The organism is Acinetobacter sp. YH12095, assembly GCF_013419245.1.
GTDB classification, from domain to species: domain Bacteria; phylum Pseudomonadota; class Gammaproteobacteria; order Pseudomonadales; family Moraxellaceae; genus Acinetobacter; species Acinetobacter towneri.
This window is the reverse complement of sequence record NZ_VPAL01000002.1, coordinates 140,332-163,440: the sequence shown is the minus strand read 5'-3', so window position 1 is coordinate 163,440 and position 23,109 is coordinate 140,332. Positions and strand designations below refer to the sequence as shown.

The following is a 23,109-nucleotide window of genomic DNA, read 5'->3' as shown; positions in this document are numbered from 1 at the left end:
CTTGTGCATGTGGTTATGGAATCATCCATGGGAACACATAAGCTTGTAGAGTGATAATAATACCGATCATAACGGTGAACGTGATACTGTGTTTCACGGTAAAGCGGAATAAATCCGATTCTTTACCGACTAAACCAACAGCCGCACAGGCAATTGCAATAGATTGCGGTGAAATCATTTTGCCTGTTACTCCACCACTGGTATTGGCAGCAACCAACAAGACTTCTGGTACACCAATTTGCTGTGCAGTTGTGGCTTGCAAGGCAGCAAATAAGGCATTGGCTGATGTATCTGAACCTGTCAAGAACACTCCAATCCAACCTAAAAATGGCGAGAAGAATGTGAAAGCATTGCCTGTGTGTGACAAAGCCAATGCCAAAGTCGCAGACATGCCTGAATAATTGGCAATAAAAGCAAAAGCCAACACCATCCCAATCGAATAAATTGGTGTTTTTAACTCATTGATGGTTTCTGCAAAAGTTTTAACAGCTTCGCGCGGTTTCATTTTTAAGTAAATGATGGTGATGACAGCCGCAATCATAATTGCAGTCCCTGTTGCACTCAGCCAATCGAACTTAAAGATTGCATCGTAGTCTTTAACTTCAGCAACCACAGGCGGCATTTTTTGCACCAGTTGGTGTAAAAATGGCACTTTGATGGAAATTACCCAGTCGTGCATTGCGCCATCTTTGGCAAATAAATCTTTAAACGGCTTGATGCTCCAAATAGTGACCATCACCGTTAACACTGCAAAAGGTGACCATGCTTTAACAATCTGCCCGATGCTGTATTTTTGCTGTTGTTCTGCAACTAAGTTGGCATCCACTTTGGTGTCTGCATCGCTAAAACGGAAAATGTGTTTTGGCTGCCAGAATTTAAATAAGACCGTTAAACTAATCAAAGAGGCAATTGCAGCTGTAATGTCAGGTAACTCAGGCCCAACAAAGTTAGAGGTCAAGTATTGTGCAATGGCAAAAGCACCACCACCCACCAACACTGCAGGCCAAGTTTCTTTCACACCGCGCCAGCCATCCATAATTGCCATAATCCAGAACAGCACAATAGGCACCATAAATGGTAACTGACGCCCCACCATCTGGCTAATTTCCATGGTTTCTACACCCGAAACCTGACCCGCCACAATAATTGGAATCCCCATCGCGCCAAACGCAACCGGTGCAGTGTTCACAATCAAACATAAACCCGCAGCGTATAGAGGCTTAAAGCCCAAACCAACCAATAAAGCTGCAGTAATTGCCACTGGCGCCCCAAAACCCGCTGCACCTTCTAAAAATGTCCCAAACGCGAAGCCGACTAATAGCATCTGAAGACGCTGATCTTCTGTAATCGAAAGAATAGATGAGCGAATAATGTTAAATTGCCCTGTTTTTACAGAGATTTTATATAAGAATAATGCGCCTATAATAATCCATGCGATTGGCCATAAACCGTAAAAAAAGCCATAGATCAATGAAGCAAAAGCCATTGGTGCAGGCATGCCATAGGCAAATAACGACACCAATAACGCCAAAATCACCGTAATTGTTCCCGCAACACTTCCCTTTAAGCGAAATACAGCCAGTGCTAAAAAGAAAAAAATAATTGGGATTGATGCAATAAGACTCGAAATCCAAATATTTGCCATTGGATCATAGATCTGTTGCCAATGTTGAAGCATTGTCATCTCCTTGAAATGCTCACTCAAACGTAAACATAGGTCTAAGCATAGAGGTAAAATTCTAATTTTGGTCTGACCAATATTGAGGTTAAAATCAGAATTTCCTCAATATAAGGTACAAATGATAGTTTTAGACAAGAAAAAGTCAAGATTGGTCTGATTGTTTATCTTGAATGGTCATACCAATTTTACTGAAGGTATGTCTTTATATACAGCATAAAAAATATGCCAAAGAAATATTTAAACTTTGTTTTTTCTGCAGTTTTTAAAAGGAAGGAAAAACCAAATTTATTCGGCACAGCCTTATACAACTTTCGTCTAATACAGTAAAATACGTGTGCTTTCTTCTAAGATGAATTGAACGCTTGATCAAAGGAATCATGGATAAATTCAGCTCAAGTGGCCGCTATTCGGCTTAAAAACATGTGGATTAAAAGAATTTTTTAGACAAAAAAATAACGCCATTATTGACTGCAACAATGGCGTCATCGTGTATTTATACCAGCAACTCACACCTTACTGTGGCTTAACCTGTCACCATGTTCAGGCGCTTTAAACGCGAAATATGCAAATCAATTTGCCCTGCAATTTCAGGTAAAATTTGCTTTAAAAACTGGCTATAGTTCATTGCATCTTCTGCTCTTAATACGCCTGCTTGTACCAATTGTTCCTGCTGTAGCAACATACTTTGTACACGGTTTAAATCAGGCTTTTGCCCTTGGCTTAAACCTGTACTAATTTGCTTAAAGCCTAAATACAACTGATCACGTTGCTGGATTAATTGCTGCATTTCAACTGCAGATACCGCAGCACGCTCTAGCATAGCGTTTGTTTCCAGTACATTTTCAGATTCATCTGAATATAGACTTTGCGTTGTTTCTATCTCTGTGGAAGCCGTGTTCGGTTTCACCCACACTGTTTCCGAAACAGTCTTATTCGGTGGTTGAAACACATACACCACGGTAAACAACACCGCGACCGCCAAAACAAAAAAGCCAATACCGAGCCATCGAGTCCCATTCATGTGCATGCTCCATAAGCAAACCATCCTAAAATGCGCTCAATTCAAATATCGTCTTGAGCGCCTTAGCATGCTTTGCCTGTTATGATCGGCTTAAAAATTACGGCGTCGACCAATCGCTTGGTGCATAACCCAAACGCACTCGCTGTGGGTGATTCCCCACTGGCACACTGCGGACTTTTTCTCCCGTAGCAAAGTCAATCACCGTTACCACATCGGTTTCACTTTCTGAAATCACACAGCTTTTTCCATCTGGGCTACGGGTTGCCCAATATGGTTTACCTGCAGGAATCAGTTTGCCTGCTTTTAAACTCTGACGGTCTACAATGGTCGCGTAATCATCCATCGTGCCTGCCACACAGAGTTTTTCGCCATCTGCGCTGATGGATAAACCATGATGACGTGAATCATTTACCCATTTGCTGCGGTCTTTTGGAATTGTACTGCTGCCCGGTAATTGTCCAATACGCGTGACTTTATCGGTTTTTAAGTCGTATTCCACCAAACCATTAAAAAATGAAACCTGCGCATAAAGTTTGCTTTCATCTTTACTTAGCACCATAGGACGCACTGAGTTGGATAAATCTTTACGTCCAAAGGCATCTAACGCAGGTCGGAAATCAATTTTTTTCAGAACTTTATAATTGTTGGCATCGGCAATGGTAATAAAGCGCTTACCTTTGGTAAAATCTTGCCACTGTGCATCCATCGAAGTTTCTACGTTACCAATCGCAGAGTTTAAGATTTTCGTTCCACCTGCAAAGTAAATATTTTCGTGCGGCTTATCCCCTGTTGCAAAACGCCCCAATTCTTTACCTGTATGAATATCTAAAACATGCACCACATTACCTGACGATGCCGACACAGCAACACGTTGTCCATCTGGTGAAACCGCCATGTGGTCTGCGCGGAAACCTTCGACTGGCGTACGCCAATTAATTTTGCCCGTTTTAATGTTGATGGATACCACATCGGCAAAACTTGGACGTGAAGCCACAATCGACTATCCATCTGGCGTGGAATACATATCATCCACCAACTGGTCATTGCCCTCACCTGCAGTTTGTTGAATGTAAGTGTAGGCAATCAATTTCACTGGATTTAAATGAATTTCTAATAAACGCTCTTTGCGGTCAGGAATCATATTGACCACACCCACTTTGCCAAAGTCTTGTGAAGGGTGAATCACCGTCACTGTGCCATCCCAGTTATTGCCGACAAAAAAGACTTGTTGGGTATTCGGTGGCTGCGGTAAATAGGTCGAATCTGCATAACTTTGTGCGCTGACACAACTTCCTAAAGCCAGCACGCCTTGAAGTAGATGTTTAAACACCTTGTTGGAATAATTCATGTTCTTGTTCTCCCTGAACAGCAAAATGAAAGTGTTGTTTTTGTTTTGGCTTGTGTTTTTACATATTTGTTGTTTTTAACTGAAGCCTGCCTAATCCATCTTGAAGCGATCTTGAAGATTGTTGGCGTGGCATTGATTGGGCAATAGCATAAGAGTTTTTGTAATTTTGCGTCTAGGGTTCGAGCTAGACTATCCGATAGCAGGTCAAGTTTCAGATAAACAGAAATACAGCATCACATCCTGTTAAAATGCCAAGTATGATAAAAGCTTGTTTTTGTCGATGAAATGACAGTAATCCCATACCCATTCAAGCATTTAAACTCAAGAATATAAGGATGTGCCGAGATGCAGTTGTTGGAACTTAAAACCTTGCGTAAACAGCTTCGACAACAGCGCAGAGCGGTCACGCGCACCCAACAGCAACACGCACAGCAAGCTGTTTTGCAGCGGCTAATACGACTGCCAAAATTTCAGTACGCAAAAAAAGTGGGTATGTATTTACATGCTTTTGGTGAAATTCATACACACCGCATCATTGAATATTGCTTCGCGCATAGCAAACAAGTGTATTTGCCCATGATTTGCAATATGAATCAACACTTGGTGTGGGTACAAATCACCCCACAACAATATCGTCAGCGTCGCTTTGCCCATCATCGTTTGGGGATGCAAGAACCAAGAACAAGTCGCGGAAAACACATCTCCCATTTAGATTTAGTCTTGATGCCCTTATTGGCTTGCGATACGCATGGCACCCGCATTGGAATGGGCGGTGGTTATTATGACCGCACTTTAGCCTCTGCCCCGCAGCATCCTTATCGCTTAGGGATTGCACATGATTTTCAGCTAATTCATACACGCTTGCCACGTGAAAATTGGGATCAACCTGTAGATGCCTTACTAACTCCACAACATTTTTTACAGTTTAAACGCACCTTGAAACGCTAAATTGATCATTTTGACTGAATAGATCAATTTAAAATCACATATTTAGCTACTTTTTAAACAATTTGTGTTGACCTACCCTTGTATTTTAAAAAATACCCATCACTATTAAAAACATGGCAACACCGTTGTCACTCATTAGGAGTGCCCATGTCTGAAATTATTATGAATCAAGAAACCTTAGAGCCTCAGGTTCCAAGTGTATTACCGCTTTTAGCGCTACGTGATGTGGTGGTTTATCCACACATGCAAATCGCGCTATTTGTAGGTCGTGAAAAATCGATCAATGCAGTTGATGTGGCTCGTAACAGTGACAATCTAGTATTTGTAGTTGCGCAAAAAGATTCGCTTACAGAAGAAATTGATCACGACAATTTATATCAATACGGTACTGTCGCGAAGATTGTGCAAGTTGTGAATCACGAAAATGATGAAAACTGTATCAAAGTTCTGATTGAAGGCTTATACCGCGCCAAACTCGAAAAAATTATTGATGAAGACGCGTATTTGACTGCAGAACACAGCTTGAGCCCAATGACTGTTGCGATGGATGAAAATACCCAAGCAACACGTTTGCAAGAATTACGTGCCTTATTTGCGCAATATGCAGAAGCAAAATTACGCAATGCACGTGAACTGATTGCTGCTGCCAATAAAATTGAAGATTTATTGCAGTTGTTGTTCTTTGTTGCAACCCGTGTGCCATTGAATATTGATGTCAAACAAAAATTCCTTGAGCACGATGAGTTTGAAGCTCACTTGACCGAGTTAATGACTTATTTATTGCAACAGTCTGAAGAACAGCAGATTGAGCAAACCTTGCATGACTCTGTTAAACGCCAGATGGAAAAAAATCAGCGTGAATACTTCTTGAATGAGAAGATGAAAGTCATTCAACGCGAACTGTCCGATATGAACGGCGGTGCGGAAGATGATGTCGCTGAAATTGAAAAACGTCTGGCCGAAGCAGACTTGCCAGAACATGTCCGCAAAAAAGCAGAAGCTGAGTTCCGTAAGCTAAAAGCCATGCAACCTGCATCTAGCGAAGCGGCTGTGGTACGTAACTATCTGGAAGTAATTTTAGATACGCCATGGAACAAAGCCAGCAAAGTCAGCATTAACTTGGCGAAAGCACAAGAAATTTTAGATGCCGACCATTACGGTTTAGATGAAGTCAAAGACCGTATTGTGGAATACCTTGCTGTGCAGTCGCGCGTGAAAAAACTCAAAGGTCCAATTCTGTGCTTAGTCGGTCCTCCGGGTGTAGGTAAAACCTCACTGGGTGAATCGGTTGCAAAAGCCACTGGACGTGAGTTCGTGCGCATGGCGCTAGGCGGCGTACGTGATGAAGCGGAAATTCGCGGTCACCGCCGTACCTATATTGGTGCGATGCCGGGTAAAATTGTGCAGTCATTGACTAAAGTTGGTGTGAAGAACCCACTGTTCTTGCTCGATGAAATTGACAAAATGGCACAGGATTACCGTGGCGACCCTGCATCTGCTTTGTTAGAAGTACTTGATCCATCACAAAACAACAAGTTTAATGATCACTATTTAGATCTAGACTTAGACTTGTCTGAAGTGATGTTCATTTGTACTGCCAACAGCATGAATATTCCAGAAGCTCTGTTAGATCGTATGGAAGTAATTCGTCTACCGGGTTATACCGAAGATGAAAAAGTGAATATTGCAGAACGCTATCTTGTCCCTAAAGCCATCAAAAATAATGGCTTGCGTGCTAAAGAATTGACGGTTCATGAAGAAGCGATTCGTGACATTGTGCAGCGCTATACACGTGAAGCAGGTGTGCGTAGTCTGGAACGTGAAGTGTCAAAAATTGCCCGTAAGGTGGTGAAAGAAGCAGTCAGCAAAAAAGCCAAAAACCTACAGGTAGATGTGACTTCACAAAACTTGCCTGACTACCTTGGTCCACACAAATTTGACTATGGTATGGCAGAAGAAGAAGCCGAAGTGGGTCGTGTAAATGGCTTGGCTTGGACTTCAGTGGGTGGTGAATTACTCACCATTGAAGTGGCAACCATGAAAGGCAAAGGTAATTTCATCACCACAGGTTCATTGGGTGATGTGATGCAAGAGTCAATCAAAGCCGCGATGACCGTTGTGCGTACCCGTGCCGACAGTTTAGGCATTGAAGCCAATGTATTTGCCGAAACCGATGTACACGTACACTTGCCAGAAGGTGCAACACCTAAAGATGGTCCATCTGCAGGTTTGGCATTGACTACGGCATTGGTATCTGCATTTACAGATATTCCAATTCGTCCTGATATTGCCATGACAGGCGAAACCAGCTTACGTGGTCGTGCAATGCGCATTGGTGGCTTGAAAGAGAAACTTCTTGCGGCACATCGTGGTGGTATCAAACTGGTATTTATCCCACAGGAAAACGTGCGTGACTTGTCTGAAATTCCAGACAATGTCAAAGAAGGTTTGGAAATCAAGGCTGTGAAAAGCATTGATGAAATCTTGCCTTTGGCACTGACCAGTATGCCTAAGCCTTTAACCAAGGCACCGATTGTGAAGCCAGTAGCAGCAGGCAAAGCCGCACGTCATTAAGCAAGTTACTCTGCTTTAAGCATAGAACATCTCAAAAGAGCACTTCGGTGCTCTTTTGTTGTATTTAGATTCTGGATTTAAAATAATTGAATAATTTTTTAATTATTTTTAAAATGGATAGTCTGTTTTTAATTCAATTTCCTTGAAAAATAGGCAAACCATCCACATATATAAATTTAAGATACATCGCGCTGTATGTTTCTTGTTTGGTCTATTTAGACCGATAAATTGATCAGACGCTTTTGATTGAAGTGTGCTTCATGGTCTGGTCATCCATATCTCCAGGTGGATGACCTTTTAACCGCAGTCCTATTTCAATTCAGGGCTGCGTTTTTTATGCGCTGCGATCAATCATCAAGGTGATAAAATCTGTGCAACCAAGCCATTCACGACATGTGCCATTTTTTCAAAATTTACTGTTTTTAAAGTATCACCTGTGGTATGGCGAAGTGTGCTGCGATAACTGCCTGTATCGGTAATTAAAATGGCAGGAATATCATATTTCCAATAATTTAAATGATCTGAAAAATCCATGCCCTTGACGAAAGTCGGTGCGACCACACGCTCACATTGCAATTGATTCAAACGCTGCATCGCATTGCAATAGCTTGCACTCATTTCACGTGACTGCATATTGCTCAATGCCGCAATAAAATTGCCATGACTTGGGTAAATCCACTTTAAACCGATTGGGTAATTTTGCACCAAATTTTTATCGTAATAACCAATCATATCCAGCACATACACCGCACGGATTTTTTCCTTTTCAGCCTGCACAGATTTGGCATGTATAAAACTGCCCATCGACTCGGTTTTAAAAAATGGTGGCTCTGCCAAGGTATAAAAAACAAATTCAACATTTTGACTAAGTTTATTCTTTTCCTGCGCCAAAATTCGTGCTGTTTCGATTACACCTGCAACGCCAGAAGCGTTGTCATTTGCCCCCTGCTGCTGCCCATAAACATCGTAATGCGCACCAAAAATCGTTTTTTGCGCAGCACCGATATTCAATTTGCACACCACATTGCGGTAGCTTTGCTGATTGACCACATAATTTTGAAATTGACACGGAATTCCAAATACTCGCATTTGTTCCCGAATCCATGCCGAAACCCGATTCAGTTCAATCACATTTTTATAATGACGATACTGTTCGGAATTACCCAAACCCTGCTGCCCAATCACTTGCTGCATATAGACTTGCAAATTGTTTGGTTCTGCCCATTGAGCCTCAGGCACAGCAAATGTAGCAGTGGTCATCAATCCCATACCCGCGCCCAATATCCATGAATATAACTGCTGACTTTGAAACGCGCGCATGCTGATAATTCCAAGACAAAAAAGACCAATAAGATTGCTGAGTATTAAAGCAACAGCCTGTTGGCAAATTCAATTGCAAATTGTGTCGTTACACAGCGCTTGTGTTGAATCATGGTTATAATGCGAGATTCTGATTGATCGCTACATGAACTCGCCTATGAAAATTCGCATTCTGACCATTGGACAAAAAATGCCTGCTTGGGTGCTGACTGGTTTTGAAGATTATTTCAAACGGATTCAGCCTTTTGTGCAGACTCAAATTGTCGAACTGCCAATGGCGAAACGTGGCAAAAATGATTCTGAGGCCGATATTCTAAAATATCGCCAAATTGAAGGTGATAGCATTTTAAATGCCATGAAAAACAATGAGCTGTTAATTGCCTTGGAAGTGGGCGGCAAAGAGTTCAGCACCGAAAAACTTGCAGAAACCATGAAAGGCTGGATGCTAGAAGGCAATGATGTCGTGCTTGCGATTGGTGGACCAGATGGTCACTCTGAAGCAGTACGTAAAGCAGCAGCATGGCATTGGTCATTATCCAAACTAACTTTGCCACACCCTTTAGTTCGCGTGATGCTGATTGAGCAGCTATACCGTGCTATGAGCATCAACCACAACCATCCTTATCATCGTGCAGGTTAAATCAACTTATTCAATTTGTACGTTGAGTTATCAAAATATCTTCAACTCAAACGACGTTGCAAAGCTGCAACATAGCGTTGAACAAAAGTACATTTCGCTATACACACTTTTTTGCGATGCTGTAGAACAGCAGGCTTTAGGGATCTAGGCATGAACTTACAGACATTACCCGGTTTATTTATCTCACATGGTTCGCCCATGTTGGCACTCAATCCTGAACAGGTCGGGCCTGCACTCAGCCGTTTAAGTGAAAATTTGCCAACACCGCAAGCCATTGTGGTGATGTCGGCGCATTGGGAAAGTAATGCACTGGAGGTCAACACAGGTATTCGCCCTGAAACATGGCATGACTTCCGTGGTTTTCCTGAAGCCTTGTACGCCCTGCGCTACCCTGCACCTGGCTTACCTGAACTGGCAGAAGATATTTTGCAGCGTTTGGCTGATGCGGGCTTTGCTGCCCATGCCAACAGCACACGCCCGCATGATCATGGCGTATGGATGCCATTACTACACATGTATCCCGATGCCAATATTCCAGTGATTACCATTTCTTTGCCCATGAATATGAGCGCCGAACAGATTTATCACATTGGGCAAAGTTTAGCGCCATTACGTGAACAGCAAATTTTACTGATTGGCTCAGGCAGTATCACCCATAACTTACGTGAATTATCATGGAATACACCCAATGCGGCTGTGCCTGAATGGGCATCTAGTTTCCGTAATCGTGTGGTGCAGCATTTAAGTCATCGCAATTATGATGCAGTACTAGATTGGCAACAATTGCCACATGTAGCACGTAATCACCCAACCCTAGAACACTTTGCACCGCTTTTTTTTGCAATGGGTACGGGAGATCGATTTAACATTGTACATAGCAGCTTTAGCATGGGTTCACTCGGTATGGATATTTATCGTTTTGACTAACCGATAGCTCCGCTTATTTAAAATCTGACTTTTTAATTTGGATACATTTTGTTAGCAAAAGCTACGATTTGTATCCATATTTTTTGTTAATCTCTTGATTATAATCACGTTGAAACTTTAGCACATAGAATATAAACCAATGAAATTCAGTATTTTTGCGCTTGCCCTGCTCCCTTTGGCTTTAACTGCATGTCAATCTTCACATCTTCCTGCCACTTCAGGAGATCCGGCTATTTCTACTCTATCCACCACATTAAAAACGCCTACACAAATTTTGCCCGCTTATACCTGGGAACTTGATCGTGGGCTGCAACGCCCGATTGTTCTGAGCTTTGATCAACGAGGCAGACTAAGTGTAGCTTCTGGCTGTAATGGCCTTGGCACGAGCTGGACTGTTAAAGATAATACCCTGAGTACGGGTGACATGATGGGCACCATGATGGCATGTGATGCACCATTAATGGAACAGGAACGTTTTATCAGCCAGCTTCTGCAAAAGCGTAATATTCCGTTTAGTCTGGATCTAAATGATGCCAATCAGCCAAAACTGAGTATAACTGCAGCTGATGGTCAAAAATATGTCTTTACCGGAAAAATGACACCGGAAACCAAATACCAAGGTCAGGCAGAAACCATTTTCCTGGAAGTTTCGTCACAGACTAAAGCCTGTACGGGTGTAGCTCAGCAAACCTGCTTACAGGTGAAAGAAATCAAATATGATGAAAAAGGCTTAAAGACTCAGGTCGATAAAGACTGGACTTTATTTTACGATCAGATCGAAGGTTTTCAGCATTCATCGAATGAGCGTCAGATTATTCGGGTAAAACGTTATGAAATTAAAAATCCGGCAGCTGACCAGTCTAAATATGCCTATGTATTCGACATGACCGTAGAGCGTGAAGCAGTCAAAGGCACTCTATAACGATAAAATCGCAATATAAAAAAACCGAGGCATTCACCTCGGTTTTTTTTCAAGCTTAAACTCAGTCAGACTTAGAATACGCCTTGAGAAAGCATTGCATCAGCAACTTTTACGAAGCCAGCGATGTTTGCGCCGTCTACATAGTTCACGGTACCGTCTTCTTTCGTACCGAATTTTACGCAGTTGCGGTGAATTTCTTTCATGATTGCGTGTAAGCGCTCATCAACTTCTTCGAAAGTCCAGCCTAAACGCAATGCGTTTTGAGACATTTCCAGACCAGAAGTTGCTACACCACCGGCGTTAGATGCTTTACCTGGCGCATAAAGAATTTTCGCTTCAACGAATTTCTCAACCGCTTCAAGTGTAGAAGGCATGTTCGCACCTTCAGCAACACAGATTACGCCGTTTGCAAGAAGCGCTGCTGCATCATTCGCATCAAGTTCGTTTTGAGTCGCACATGGAAGCGCGATATCACATTTAATACCCCAAGGACGTTGACCTTCAAGGTATTCAAAACCGTGCTTAGACGCAAATTCAGAAATACGACCACGTTTTACGTTTTTAAGTTCCATCACTTCAGCAAGTAATTCTGGCGTGAAACCTTCTTTCACGTACACAGTACCATTCGAGTCAGAAAGTGAAACTACTTTCGCACCCAAGTACATTGCTTTGTCTGCAGCAAATTGTGCAACGTTGCCTGAACCAGAAATCGCAACGACTTTATCTTTAAAGCAATCGCCACGAGTCTTGAGCATTTCCTCAGCGAAATACACAGTACCGTAACCTGTAGCTTCTGGACGCGCCAAAGAACCACCGAAAGACAAGCCTTTACCTGTGAATACACATGAAGTGTCATTGCTGAGCTTCTTCATCATACCCGCCATGTAACCCACTTCACGACCGCCTACACCAATATCACCCGCAGGAATATCCGTGTTAGAACCTAAATGACGATATAACTCGATCATTAAGGCTTGGCAGAAACGCATAATTTCGCCTTCAGACTTACCTTTAGGGTCAAAGTCTGAACCACCTTTACCACCGCCCATTGGCAATGTAGTCAAAGCATTTTTAAAGGTTTGTTCAAAACCTAAGAATTTTAAAATAGAAAGGTTCACTGATGGGTGGAAACGCATACCACCTTTAAATGGACCAATTGCTGAGTTGTACTGTACACGGAATGCACGGTTTACGTGGGTTTGACCTTGGTCATCTACCCAAGAAACGCGGAACTGAATTGCACGCTCAGGCTCAACCAAACGCTCAAGCAAACCATGTGCTGCATATTGAGGGTTCTTTTCAATGAATGGCCAAAGACTGGTCATTACTTCTTCTACAGCTTGTAGAAACTCTGGTTGATGTGCATCACGTGTTTTAACGTAATCTAGGAATTCGTTAAGGCTGTTGTATTTCAACGCTTAATCCTCAGCAGAAAATGGATCAAAATTGGTCAAAATTTCAATCAATGATATATTTTGGCGCAAAATATTAAATATCTTTTGTTAACAATCTACAATAGTTTTTTTCAAAAAACTTTAAAACATTTGTATTTTCATAAATTTAACTTATTTTTTAGCGTGTTAAGCCCATAAGTTAATGTAACAAATTAATTCATAGTTTTGAGCATTTTTGCCCAAAAAGCTAGCAATTGTTGTTCTTAATTTGCGCACAAGCCTAAAAGCAAAAATCGTGCTAAAATCATCGACCTAGAATTTTCCCCTAGCCTTATCTTCCGTTTTTCTGCTGCTGTTAAAGTGGCATTGGTTTGTCCATGAATTCGCAAATTGCTCTGATTCAAAATATTGATGCGCTACTCCCTCAAACTCAATGTGGCTTATGTGGTCACCGTGATGGCTGTTTACCCTACGCCAAAGCGATTGCAGAAGGCGAAGCGGCCAATAAATGCGTACCCGGTGGACAACCTGTTGCAGATGCACTAGCAAACTTACTGCAACGCCCTGTATTGACCGCAGAAGCCAGTGTTTGGCCTGTGCAGGCAGATGGACGCCCACAGCGTATGAAAGCGCTAATTCGTGAAGATGAGTGCATTGGTTGTACCAAATGTATTAATGCCTGCCCTGTCGATGCCATTTTAGGCTCAGGCAAACTCATGCACAGCATTTTGACTGATTTATGTACTGGCTGTGAATTGTGTATCCCACCTTGCCCTGTCGATTGCATTGACTTGGTAGAAGATACACAACCCCTGCTTTCTGATAGCGCACGAGTGGCAGAACAGAATGATTTACGCCAACGCTACTACGCCCACATACAACGTGAAGAACAACGTCGTCTGCACCGTAAAGGCCCTGTGGTACGTGCAGAAATTGATACCGAACTGTTTGCTCAATTTTCTGCACAAGCCGATGCTGCTGTGCCTGTGATTGAATTGCCTGTGCAAAAAAATGAACAGATTTCCACTGCCGATGCACAAACCACCATCGAACTGGCAAAATTACGCACACAAATTAAAAAACTCGAAAAACAACTCAGTGTGCGTGACGATGAGAAAAAACGGCTATTACTAACCAATTTACAACAACAGTTACGTGAATTAGGAGCATAAACATGCCCGAAAGAAATACACGTCTGACCAATAAAGCGGTTAAAACAACGACTGCCAAAAGCACCACGCTCAAAGAAAAGCCGTCTAAAAATATGACCAAAAAGCAAATTCAGACTTTTTTTGAGCGCTTACGTGAACAACGCCCAAATCCGACCACTGAACTGAATTTTTCCAATCCATTTGAATTGCTGATTGCGGTGACCTTATCTGCACAAGCGACCGATGTCAGCGTCAATAAAGCCACCGACAAACTGTTTCCTGTTGCCAATACGCCCGAAGCGATTTATGCCTTAGGTGTGGAAGGTTTAAAAGAATATATTAAAACCATCGGGCTGTATAATTCCAAAGCAGAAAATGTCATTAAAACCTGCAAAATTCTCATCGAAAAACACGGCAGCATCGTGCCTGATAATCGTGCAGATTTAGAAGCCTTGCCTGGCGTGGGACGTAAAACTGCCAATGTGGTCTTAAATACCGCGTTTGGACAGCCAACCATGGCGGTCGATACGCATATTTTCCGCTTAGGTAACCGTACAGGTTTAGCTGTGGGTAAAAATGTTTTAGAAGTCGAACACCGTTTAATTAAAGTCATTCCTAAAGAGTTTTTAATTGACTCACATCACTGGCTAATTTTACATGGCCGTTATTGTTGTATTGCGCGTAAGCCTAAATGTGGTGAATGTGTGGTGTCAGATGTGTGTAACTGGCCTGATCGCTTTGAATTTGGCGCGCATCGGCATATCACGCTGCATGAAATTCATCACGAGCCCGTATCTAAGTAAGTGCTTCGGTAGAGTTTTGCAAAGTGATCTAAACTTATTGAAGACAAGCTAGATCATCAAAGCAATGTGGATCATCCAAAATCGTGTGGATAACTGTGCAATCTATGCACAAGATTGTACAGAGATGAACTTGTTTCTTCATGGTTGGTATTTTCACCGTTACCTAATCTTTTTGTCTCTGTAACTGCTTGAGATTTTATAAAAATTACAATACCTAAAGTAATAATACCAACCACAAGAATTATTAATAGAATTTTATTCTTTTTCATAAGGTTTTATAAAAACTGCCCAAATTTAAAATTGCAATCTTTTGCAGATGTGTGATGGTTTATTTATCCTGAGAATCTTCAGACTGACGTTGTTGCTCTTGCTGTTGTTTAAGTTTCGGATGCAATTGATAGTGCTTGCCTGATTTTTTTTCAGCCGAATTCTGAGCTTGTGTATTGCGCAACAACTTATAGCTCACAAAAACAAGAAAGCCTAAAACGGCAATACTTGCCAATAACATGATGATCACAGCAGCATGTTGCAAAGCACTCTCCCAAACTGAAACAAATAAAAAGAGCCCTAATATGAATCAGGACTCTTTTAAAGTCAAAACAAGCAGCCTGTTTAAACGATTTTATTTTCTTTTAAACAGACTTGGTCTAAGACCTAGACTTATTTTGCTTGGTCTAAAATAGCAAACAAATCTGCTTGAACTTCTTCAATTGGACGAAGACCATTCAATTTGTTATAGCTTGGTGCATTTTCACCAGAAGCAGCACGACCTTGATAGAAGCCAACCAATTGCTCAGTTTCTGAGTGATACGCTTTTAAACGCTTACGAATGGTTTCTTCTTGGTCATCTGGACGTTGAACCAAATCTTCGCCAGTTTCGTCATCTTTACCTTCCACTTTTGGTGGATTGTAAACAAGGTGATAAATACGACCAGATGCAGGGTGCTGACGACGACCAGACAAACGTTGTACGATTTCTTCGTCTGCAACATCAATTTCAATCACGTGGTCGATATTGATGCCTTCGCTTTCCAAGGCTTCAGCTTGTGGAATAGTGCGAGGGAAACCATCAAAAATACAACCATTCACGCAATCTGGCTGCGCAATACGCTCTTTCACTAAGCCAATGATCAGTTCATCAGATACCAAACCGCCACCGTCCATGACGCTTTTGGCTTGTAGACCTAATTCAGTACCTTCACGAATTGCAGCACGGAGCATATCACCGGTTGAAATTTGTGGGATATTGTAGCGCTTACAGATCAACTGAGCTTGTGTACCTTTACCTGCTCCAGGTGGTCCGAGTAAGATAATGCGCATAAAAAAACATCCTCATTTTAACAATGTATTTGACACTCGTTGCATATCAGAGCCATCGCCCTTTACGCAGCCAGCATCCTCTTATAAGAAAGCGACAAACAAATGTATTAAACCAGCAATAAAACCAGTTACACCACCCAAGACAATTAAAATCCACTCATCTTCCTGAAAGGCAGGACGCAAGAGATTCTGGAATTCTTTTGGCGTCAGTTCACGAATACGATCTCTGAACATTTGATAAATTTTCTGTGCACGGCTCGCATTAAAGGCAGGGTCGCATACAGGCACCATCGTAATTTCAATCGAACGATCAATCAAGTCAGTCTTGAGTTTGGCATACTCTTTTGGCCCCAAAGACAACTGTAAAGAGGTACGAACCAATGGTGTTTCCATAATTTCGTTGATGTGGCGTTTGACAATACGGCGGGTTTTGTCTTTTTTACTGCCATACATCATTTCAGTCATAATCGATTTTAACGTAATCAGATCTTCTGTGACTACCGTTGCAAACACATCCGAGACTTCTTCTTGGCGTTTCATGAACGCACCCTGAATATTATAAGTCCCAATGCGTGGAATCACTGGCTTAATCCATGGAAATTGACGATTTTCAGTCAATTTAAAGAACTGCGGATATTTCACGTAATGTGGTTCGACTGGGTTAAATACCATCCAAATCGCAATCCAGTTGGTCAAGAAGCCCCAAATTGCCGCCCAAAATGGAACCGTCCAGTGCCATGGTACAAGAAACCAAACAATCATTTGGAAAATACCAAAGAACATCCCAATCAATGCACTGATATGCCAAATAAAGTTAATTTCTTTTTGACCGACTTTTAGGAACATACGCACCATTAAGCGGCGATCACCTTCCATTTGGCTGACCACCATTTCACGCATATCCACCAAGGATTCAACATTCAAGGTCAGTTCAGTCACCAATTCACGCAGCACACCTGGCAATTGTTTATGCGCCTGTGCGTAAATACGGCGTTTAATCGAATACGGTAGGTTTTCCCAAAGCACAGCATTGCGGTCTAACATGACCTCATCAATTAAGTGCTCAAGTTCAAAACCCACTTGCTCACCAATAATACGCGCCATATCTTCAGGGTCCATAGCATTGAGAAACTCACGCAATGAACCTAATTTTGACAATGTGTTATCGGTAATGATGCCTGAAATACGCCCTGCTTTACGCGGTACAATCCCCTGCCATCCCACAGGAATAGGCCCAAGGTGAAAGCCCCAAAAGCTAATTGGATAGAACACCATTTTTAGTGCCATCCACACGTGCGCCCAAGTCACAAAAGCAGTCACAGGAATAATACTGAGCACGGCCCAAAAATCTGGACGATTCAAAAAGGTTTGCCACAACTGATTGACGTACTCAAGCATGCATTTTTTCCATATTTAGTTCTAATTACAAGATTCTAAAGTAGTTAAAAGTCACTATTCTGACTACAAACCCATACTGAGCGTATAGGAAAATTGTAGTCTAGGCTCAGTTTCCGCAATCACTCGCCCTTGTCGATCTTCCAATTTTTCACCTGCGCCAATGCCAACACTAAAGCTACTGATGCGTTCAGGGCTCAGTAATACATAAGCCAGATCAATGCCTGCACCTAAACGCGCTTTTTCTTCACCATCCACCCATTTAGATTCTAGGTGTCCTGCGTAAGCGCCAATATAATAACCATTTTTGTCTTTACCTGTGAGGTGGTATGGGTAACGAAAACCTGTTTGCCCACCGACTTCATGGTCACCATTTAAAAAAGCCCCCGCTTTTAGATAGGCAATGCCATAAGGATTGACCCATTCACCATTCAAATGCAGTAATTTTTGGGTAATACCCGCCCCTACATTCCAGGTTTTTGCGCTATCTGCGCTAATTTTTGCTTCAGGTAAAAAAGTAGTGTTCCCAGCAAAGCTAAAACTTGAAAAGGCAAGTAATGCCACGAAAGAATAGACTTTTGTCATTATTGTCACCAGTGTCCATTTGTTTTAATTTTAAAAACAGTCCTGTTTTCGTGTTTTGACTCTAGCAGAATTGTCAGGATTCTTATATACAGCAAATTACAATTTTGATGTCGCTAAAGTCAAAAATTAAGATTGCGCCCATCTTCTAGGTTAAATCGGGCAATTCAGTCAAACATGGTTACTCAAAATTGCCAATAGATGCGTTAGAATAGTCCAAATTCGTTCTCCCTCATTTTTGTTAAGCCAATTTTTGTATGAAACAACACTATCCGTTAAAAAATGCTCAGCAAGAGAAGCGTATTTTTCGCAATCGCATCTTTTTTTCGGTGGGTGTTGTGGTTTTTTTCTTGCTGCTGTTGGTGGCTCGTTATGCCTTTTTACAAATTAGCGGCTACGATGAATTTGCGACTGCATCAGATAAAAACCGAATTCGGCTACAACCACTCGCACCTGCACGTGGTTATATTTATGACCGCAATGGTGTGTTATTGGCAGATAACTACCCTGTGTTCTCAGCCACTTTAAGCCGTGCAGATGTTGAAGATATTGACGATACCATTGCGCGACTGACACCTGTTTTACAACTGACAGAAGAAGATATCGATCGCTTTAAAAGTCGGATTAAAACTTCACGTAAAACTGAACGTGTATCGATCAAGCTGAATTTAAATGAATCGGATATTGCCCGTTTTAGTGAAGTTAAATTTCAGTTCCCTGGGGTCAATATTGAAACCCAGATGACACGTTACTATCCGCATGGTGACTTATTTGCGCACGTGATTGGTTATGTCGGGCGCATTAACGACAAAGAACTGAAAGAAATTGACAAAGATGCTTATGCAGGCACCAACTTGATTGGCAAAATTGGGGTGGAGAAATCGTATGAGCACTTGCTACATGGCGTACCCGGCAACGAATCTGTAGAAGCCGATGCACATGGTAATGTGCTGCGCAATTTAGGACGTAAAGACCCTGTACGTGGCAATGATTTGTTTTTGTCATTGGATTATGGCTTGCAAGTGGTCGCCTCTGAACAACTGGCAGAACGCCGTGGTGCAATTGTGGCACTTGACCCACGTACAGGTGAAATTTTAGCTTTAGTCTCCAGTCCGAGTTTTAACCCTAACTTATTTGTCACAGGTATTAGCCATACCGACTACTCTGCCTTACGCGATAATTTAGATCAACCACTCTATAACCGTGCAGTACAAGGTGTTTATCCACCGGGTTCTACCATTAAGCCGATGTTTGGTTTAGGCGGTATTCATTATGGCTATGTCGACTGGAAAACCGCCATTCAGGATTATGGTTATTTCACTTTACCAGGCGACAGCCACCGTTTCCGTGACCATAAAAAAACTGGGCATGGCATTGTCGATATGCACAAAGCTCAAGTCGTGTCGTGTGATACCTACTTCTATGTATTGTCGTATCGCATGGGCATTGAAAAAATGAACGACTGGATGCGTCAATTTGGCTTTAGTGAAAAAACTGGGGTCGATTTACCAAGTGAAAGCACAGGACTCTACCCAAACCCGGACTGGAAAATGCGTACGCGCAAAGCCAAATGGATGAAAGGTGAAACAATTTCCGTCAGTATTGGTCAGGGTGCATTTACCTCGACACCATTGCAATTAGCAATGGCCACCGCCATCACCGCCAACAAAGGATTTAAAGTCACACCGCACGTGTTACGTGAAAGTCGTGGCGCGAAACCATTTAAAGTTCACAATGGTACCAACGGAAAAATTGACTTTAACGGCACAGAAGAAGACTGGATTAAAATGCGTGATGCCATGGTTGATGTGATTCAATCAGGTACAGGTAAAGGGATTAAAGGCGGCTTGCAATATTCAGTTGCAGGTAAAACAGGTACAGCACAGGTTAAAAGTATTGCGCAAGGTAAACGCTATAACGAAGCCTTATTGACCGACCGTCAGCTTGACCACGGTTTATTTGTTGGCTTCGCTCCTGCCGAAAACCCTGAAATCGCAATTGCCATCATTCTAGAAAATGGTCGCGGTGGTTCTGCAGCAACGGCTTTGGCGCGTCCAATTTTAGACTATTGGTTACTGAATAAAAATAAAAAGCCAATTCGTCCATCTGCCGCACAAGTGAGTGGTGGCTTAATGACTGCAGGTTTAAAACCAAGTGAATTGCCAAGTGGTGAAGTCCCTTCATCTACTGCACCAAATACGAATAACGTGAATAATCCGAATACAGCAACCAATCACCCTGCGCTCAACCCAAATCCTTCGCAAACTACTCCGAGTTCAGCTCCAACCAATCCACCTGCAACTGCGCCAACAGCAGTTGTACCCACTAACCCAATTGAGAGCGACTAAGCCATGAAAAATCAACTACGCATTATTGGTGGAGAATGGAAACGTCGTCAGTTGGCTTTTGCTTCAATTGAGGGATTACGCCCTACGCCCGACCGAGTGCGCGAAACCTTATTCAACTGGTTAATGTGGGATGTGCAAAACGCCAAAGTGTTAGACCTCTGTTCAGGTTCGGGCGCTTTAGCTTTTGAAGCCCTGTCTCGCGGTGCGGCACACGTGGTCATGATTGAGCCAAACCGTACACAAGCACAGTTTTTACAGCAAAATTTAGAATTATTACGCGTCAATAAAAGCAAAGCACAATTAAAAGTTTCTACCGCACAACATGCTTTGGCGACACTAAAAGATCAGTTTGATTTGGTATTTTTAGACCCGCCTTATAGTTTAGATTTATGGGAAGAATTGGCAGGGTTGGCTGATCCACTCATTGCGGCACAAGGTCTGATTTATGTTGAAGCAGATCGTGATTTAAACCTGTTAAAATTACCGCAGACTTGGCAAAAAGTTAAAGAGAGCAAAGCGGGAACTGTACGTGCGGGCTTATACCAAAAGATTGTTGTTTAAATTTTCTCCTTAAAAGATACGCGGTAATTTTATGACTATCGACACTTTTCAAGAGTCATCTATTAATGTAATATTATAACATTACATATTGTAGTGTTTATCTTCATGAAAGTTCGTTCATCTTTAAAAAGTGCAAAATCGCGTGCCGATTGTCAAATTGTGAAACGTCGTGGCAAATTATTTGTGATTTGCAAATCCAATCCACGTTTTAAAGCAAGACAGGGATAATCCCCTGTCTTTTAGTTTTGATAGATTATTACACTGAAATAGTGTGCTTATTCTGAATAGTAACGTGTATCGACACTAAAACTTTCAGGAAATTTTGCTTGAACCTGCGCATAAAATGCCATGATTTCAGCCATATCTTTTTCAAAATCACCGGTTGGATGCACAATTTTTCCCACACCCGTTTTCTTTTTTGCGTAATCCATATACGCCAAAGCAATTGGCACACCTGCATTTAGCGCAACATGATAAAAACCTGTTTTCCATTGTTCTTGACGCGCACGTGTGGCTTCAGGCGTCACTAACATCACCAATTTAGGATGGGTTTTAAATAAGTCCGTCATGAGCTGAACCATACTTGGTCTTGCTTCGCCTCGTGCTTTCGGACGACGGTCAATACCAATACCACCCATTGCACGAACAAATGGCCCAAACGGCAATTTCATATAGCTGTCTTTAATGGTCAGGCGAACATTAACGCCCAAAGCTTTAAGCCCTAAACGTGCATATAACGCATCCCAATTACTGGTATGCGGTGCTGCAATCATCACATATTGGTCTAACTCCAACGGACAATGATTGTCGATTTCCCAACCCATTAAATTTAAGCTTCGCTCAGCTAACTTTTCAAACACAACCGCATACCCCAAATAAAGTGTGCGAATTTTAGCAAGCATCGACAAATACAAAAGTCTAAAACGACGAATAAATAAACAAATACTTTATAAATGTATAAAAATTTCCTGCACTCATCTTATTTTTGTCATTCCATGCAAAATCATACTGTTTTTGCGCTCATTCATTGCTAGATTCAAGCAAGTTTAAAATGGTAAATATATAAATTTACGCACAGTTTGCTGAGTTTTTTACGGTCTAATCCGATGTAATCCTTGAAGTGAAACTTAAAACTTTAAAACATCGGGCTTGTTATGATTTGCTACAAATCTTCATTAAAAATAAGGCAAATTGGCTTTTCAGATACAAGGTGAAAGTTTAAGGTGGCAGCAAGACAAGTTTGAAGTTTAGAACATTTATGCTGAATCGTTATCCGATTGCACTCAGTACACTTAGCTTATTTTTAGTAGCTTGCGGATCAACTGATCCAAGCAGGGAATATCAATCCGCTTTGCCTTCTGAGCCACAAATTACGCCCAAAACTGAAGTTCAAAATTCAGCAACTTCATGGACAGGACAAGCTACAGGTAACTTTAGAGCCTTATTGCCTTGTGACAACTGTGAACAGCATGTGATTCATTTACGCCTGAATGATGATCAAACCTTTCAACTCAGCGACATTAAACGCTCGAAACAGCGCCAGCGCGAAAACCAAGTGGCGGGAACGATTCAAGCTGCTCAGGGCAACAATCAGCAAGACAAACAGAACCAACACCCATCGCAAAACACGGCAAATGAATGGTTGCTCAATATAGAAAATGGGCAAGCCTATGCACGTATTCAACTCACAGCGCACGGTCTTAAATTCAGTTTATACAATCAGAAAAAGACACAAAATCAGCAGAAAAATGAAACTCAGGTTTTCTTACATCCTGTAGAAAATATGCAAGTCAGTAATGCCCTGAAGCATGTCGATATTCAGGCTGAACACGTACAAAATGTTGAGGTCAAAGAATTAAACGACCCTGTGATGGCACACGATTATTTTCTGGCAATTCACAATCAATCTGATCAAGCATTACAATTACATGCCAATGACTTGGTTTTGGTCGATCAGCAATATCAAGAATATGCAGCCGTAGTCGATCCGCATTTTTTAGAACCAATTCCTGCACAACAAAAACAATGGATTAAGGTGTCTTTCCATTACCCTGCTTCTGTAGAGGCAGATGTGATCAAAATTAAATAGGTTACAGCTGCTGCATTTCATAAATGAAGGAACATCAATTTAAGGATGTTTCAAAGTTCTTTGACTATTTTAAATAGCCATAAAA

General features: G+C 41.8%; 20 protein-coding genes and 1 pseudogene. 11 read left to right on the top strand and 10 right to left on the bottom strand.

The window, feature by feature from the left end:
* Positions 1 to 13 precede the first annotated feature (13 nt).
* From lldP to FTU35_RS02440, 3 genes and pseudogenes are all read right to left on the bottom strand, one after another.
* Positions 14 to 1,684 (bottom strand): L-lactate permease, encoded by a 1,671-nt coding sequence (gene lldP, locus FTU35_RS02450; RefSeq protein WP_180064466.1) that lies wholly within the window; start codon positions 1,682 to 1,684, stop codon positions 14 to 16.
* A gap of 520 nt (positions 1,685 to 2,204) precedes the next feature.
* Entirely contained in the window at positions 2,205 to 2,702 is a 498-nt protein-coding gene (locus tag FTU35_RS02445) for a hypothetical protein (RefSeq protein WP_180009255.1), read from the bottom strand.
* 97 nt (positions 2,703 to 2,799) lie between these two features.
* Positions 2,800 to 4,050, bottom strand: a pseudogene (locus FTU35_RS02440) (YncE family protein).
* 351 nt (positions 4,051 to 4,401) lie between these two features.
* Here FTU35_RS02440 and FTU35_RS02435 point away from each other — a divergent pair.
* Entirely contained in the window at positions 4,402 to 4,998 is a 597-nt protein-coding gene (locus FTU35_RS02435) for a 5-formyltetrahydrofolate cyclo-ligase (RefSeq protein WP_026438444.1), read from the top strand.
* A 147-nt stretch (positions 4,999 to 5,145) separates the two neighbouring features.
* Positions 5,146 to 7,572 (top strand): endopeptidase La, encoded by a 2,427-nt coding sequence (gene lon / locus FTU35_RS02430; RefSeq protein ID WP_131260796.1) that lies wholly within the window; start codon positions 5,146 to 5,148, stop codon positions 7,570 to 7,572.
* A 354-nt stretch (positions 7,573 to 7,926) separates the two neighbouring features.
* Here lon and FTU35_RS02425 read toward each other — a convergent pair whose 3' ends face one another.
* Positions 7,927 to 8,892, bottom strand: coding sequence for a M28 family peptidase (locus tag FTU35_RS02425; protein ID WP_373686806.1), 966 nt, complete (start codon positions 8,890 to 8,892; stop codon positions 7,927 to 7,929).
* Between the two features lie 157 nt (positions 8,893 to 9,049).
* Here FTU35_RS02425 and rlmH point away from each other — a divergent pair, with 157 nt between their 5' ends.
* The 3 genes from rlmH (at position 9,050) to FTU35_RS02410 (ending at position 11,381) form a co-directional block, all read left to right on the top strand.
* Positions 9,050 to 9,532: a 23S rRNA (pseudouridine(1915)-N(3))-methyltransferase RlmH gene (rlmH, locus tag FTU35_RS02420; RefSeq protein ID WP_026438445.1), complete on the top strand. Its 483-nt coding sequence runs from the start codon at positions 9,050 to 9,052 to the stop codon at positions 9,530 to 9,532.
* A 150-nt stretch (positions 9,533 to 9,682) separates the two neighbouring features.
* The gene (locus FTU35_RS02415; protein WP_096901485.1) at positions 9,683 to 10,459 is read left to right on the top strand and encodes a dioxygenase; all 777 of its coding nucleotides are present in this window, start codon (positions 9,683 to 9,685) and stop codon (positions 10,457 to 10,459) included.
* A 139-nt stretch (positions 10,460 to 10,598) separates the two neighbouring features.
* Entirely contained in the window at positions 10,599 to 11,381 is a 783-nt protein-coding gene (locus FTU35_RS02410; RefSeq protein WP_004970709.1) for an META and DUF4377 domain-containing protein, read from the top strand.
* Between the two features lie 71 nt (positions 11,382 to 11,452).
* Here FTU35_RS02410 and gdhA read toward each other — a convergent pair whose 3' ends face one another.
* On the bottom strand, positions 11,453 to 12,796 hold the full coding sequence (gdhA, locus tag FTU35_RS02405; RefSeq protein ID WP_004970711.1) for an NADP-specific glutamate dehydrogenase: 1,344 nt from the start codon (positions 12,794 to 12,796) through the stop codon (positions 11,453 to 11,455).
* A 356-nt stretch (positions 12,797 to 13,152) separates the two neighbouring features.
* Between gdhA and FTU35_RS02400 the strand changes: the two genes are divergently transcribed.
* Together FTU35_RS02400 and nth are read left to right on the top strand one after the other, a co-directional pair.
* The gene (locus tag FTU35_RS02400; protein ID WP_004970712.1) at positions 13,153 to 13,947 is read left to right on the top strand and encodes an RnfABCDGE type electron transport complex subunit B; all 795 of its coding nucleotides are present in this window, start codon (positions 13,153 to 13,155) and stop codon (positions 13,945 to 13,947) included.
* A 2-nt stretch (positions 13,948 to 13,949) separates the two neighbouring features.
* Positions 13,950 to 14,729, top strand: coding sequence for an endonuclease III (gene nth, locus FTU35_RS02395; RefSeq protein WP_373686805.1), 780 nt, complete (start codon positions 13,950 to 13,952; stop codon positions 14,727 to 14,729).
* Positions 14,730 to 15,057: 328 nt separating this feature from the next.
* Here nth and FTU35_RS02390 read toward each other — a convergent pair whose 3' ends face one another.
* The 4 genes from FTU35_RS02390 to FTU35_RS02375 all read right to left on the bottom strand — a co-directional run bounded on the left by FTU35_RS02390 (position 15,058) and on the right by FTU35_RS02375 (position 18,029).
* Entirely contained in the window at positions 15,058 to 15,261 is a 204-nt protein-coding gene (locus FTU35_RS02390; RefSeq protein ID WP_004970716.1) for a hypothetical protein, read from the bottom strand.
* Positions 15,262 to 15,389: 128 nt separating this feature from the next.
* The gene (gene adk / locus FTU35_RS02385) at positions 15,390 to 16,049 is read right to left on the bottom strand and encodes an adenylate kinase (RefSeq protein ID WP_004970717.1); all 660 of its coding nucleotides are present in this window, start codon (positions 16,047 to 16,049) and stop codon (positions 15,390 to 15,392) included.
* 81 nt (positions 16,050 to 16,130) lie between these two features.
* Entirely contained in the window at positions 16,131 to 17,447 is a 1,317-nt protein-coding gene (locus FTU35_RS02380) for a hypothetical protein (protein ID WP_004970719.1), read from the bottom strand.
* A gap of 63 nt (positions 17,448 to 17,510) precedes the next feature.
* Positions 17,511 to 18,029 carry a hypothetical protein gene (locus FTU35_RS02375; protein WP_004970721.1) on the bottom strand — a complete coding sequence of 173 codons (519 nt, stop codon included), beginning with the start codon at positions 18,027 to 18,029 and terminating at the stop codon, positions 17,511 to 17,513.
* Positions 18,030 to 18,283: 254 nt separating this feature from the next.
* On the opposite strand from FTU35_RS02375, the gene mrdA reads away from it, so the two are divergent.
* The 3 genes from mrdA (at position 18,284) to ykgO (ending at position 21,163) form a co-directional block, all read left to right on the top strand.
* Complete coding sequence (gene mrdA / locus FTU35_RS02370; protein WP_096901482.1) at positions 18,284 to 20,374, top strand: penicillin-binding protein 2; 2,091 nt, start codon at positions 18,284 to 18,286, stop codon at positions 20,372 to 20,374.
* Between the two features lie 3 nt (positions 20,375 to 20,377).
* On the top strand, positions 20,378 to 20,935 hold the full coding sequence (gene rsmD, locus FTU35_RS02365; protein WP_004970724.1) for a 16S rRNA (guanine(966)-N(2))-methyltransferase RsmD: 558 nt from the start codon (positions 20,378 to 20,380) through the stop codon (positions 20,933 to 20,935).
* A 105-nt stretch (positions 20,936 to 21,040) separates the two neighbouring features.
* Positions 21,041 to 21,163, top strand: a complete 123-nt coding sequence (ykgO, locus tag FTU35_RS02360; RefSeq protein WP_026438469.1) for a type B 50S ribosomal protein L36 — start codon at positions 21,041 to 21,043, stop codon at positions 21,161 to 21,163.
* Between the two features lie 47 nt (positions 21,164 to 21,210).
* Here ykgO and FTU35_RS02355 read toward each other — a convergent pair whose 3' ends face one another.
* Positions 21,211 to 21,837 (bottom strand): 1-acyl-sn-glycerol-3-phosphate acyltransferase, encoded by a 627-nt coding sequence (locus FTU35_RS02355; RefSeq protein ID WP_004970727.1) that lies wholly within the window; start codon positions 21,835 to 21,837, stop codon positions 21,211 to 21,213.
* A 356-nt stretch (positions 21,838 to 22,193) separates the two neighbouring features.
* Between FTU35_RS02355 and FTU35_RS02350 the strand changes: the two genes are divergently transcribed.
* Positions 22,194 to 23,024, top strand: a complete 831-nt coding sequence (locus FTU35_RS02350) for a copper resistance protein NlpE N-terminal domain-containing protein (RefSeq protein WP_179989709.1) — start codon at positions 22,194 to 22,196, stop codon at positions 23,022 to 23,024.
* Positions 23,025 to 23,109: the final 85 nt, after the last annotated feature.

Bases quoted from the DNA above. Each gene is read 5' to 3' on its own strand.
- FTU35_RS02400 (WP_004970712.1), top strand. From the start codon at position 13,153: ATGAATTCGCAAATTGCTCTGATTCAAAATATTGATGCGCTACTCCCT.
- ykgO (WP_026438469.1), top strand. From the start codon at position 21,041: ATGAAAGTTCGTTCATCTTTAAAAAGTGCAAAATCGCGTGCCGATTGT.
- lldP (WP_180064466.1), bottom strand. From the start codon at position 1,684: ATGACAATGCTTCAACATTGGCAACAGATCTATGATCCAATGGCAAAT.
- FTU35_RS02380 (WP_004970719.1), bottom strand. From the start codon at position 17,447: ATGCTTGAGTACGTCAATCAGTTGTGGCAAACCTTTTTGAATCGTCCA.
- FTU35_RS02410 (WP_004970709.1), top strand. From the start codon at position 10,599: ATGAAATTCAGTATTTTTGCGCTTGCCCTGCTCCCTTTGGCTTTAACT.
- FTU35_RS02445 (WP_180009255.1), bottom strand. From the start codon at position 2,702: ATGAATGGGACTCGATGGCTCGGTATTGGCTTTTTTGTTTTGGCGGTC.
- adk (WP_004970717.1), bottom strand. From the start codon at position 16,049: ATGCGCATTATCTTACTCGGACCACCTGGAGCAGGTAAAGGTACACAA.
- lon (WP_131260796.1), top strand. From the start codon at position 5,146: ATGTCTGAAATTATTATGAATCAAGAAACCTTAGAGCCTCAGGTTCCA.
- FTU35_RS02425 (WP_373686806.1), bottom strand. From the start codon at position 8,892: ATGCGCGCGTTTCAAAGTCAGCAGTTATATTCATGGATATTGGGCGCG.
- FTU35_RS02415 (WP_096901485.1), top strand. From the start codon at position 9,683: ATGAACTTACAGACATTACCCGGTTTATTTATCTCACATGGTTCGCCC.
- FTU35_RS02355 (WP_004970727.1), bottom strand. From the start codon at position 21,837: ATGCTTGCTAAAATTCGCACACTTTATTTGGGGTATGCGGTTGTGTTT.
- nth (WP_373686805.1), top strand. From the start codon at position 13,950: ATGCCCGAAAGAAATACACGTCTGACCAATAAAGCGGTTAAAACAACG.
- rlmH (WP_026438445.1), top strand. From the start codon at position 9,050: ATGAAAATTCGCATTCTGACCATTGGACAAAAAATGCCTGCTTGGGTG.
- mrdA (WP_096901482.1), top strand. From the start codon at position 18,284: ATGAAACAACACTATCCGTTAAAAAATGCTCAGCAAGAGAAGCGTATT.
- FTU35_RS02350 (WP_179989709.1), top strand. From the start codon at position 22,194: ATGCTGAATCGTTATCCGATTGCACTCAGTACACTTAGCTTATTTTTA.
- rsmD (WP_004970724.1), top strand. From the start codon at position 20,378: ATGAAAAATCAACTACGCATTATTGGTGGAGAATGGAAACGTCGTCAG.
- FTU35_RS02375 (WP_004970721.1), bottom strand. From the start codon at position 18,029: ATGACAAAAGTCTATTCTTTCGTGGCATTACTTGCCTTTTCAAGTTTT.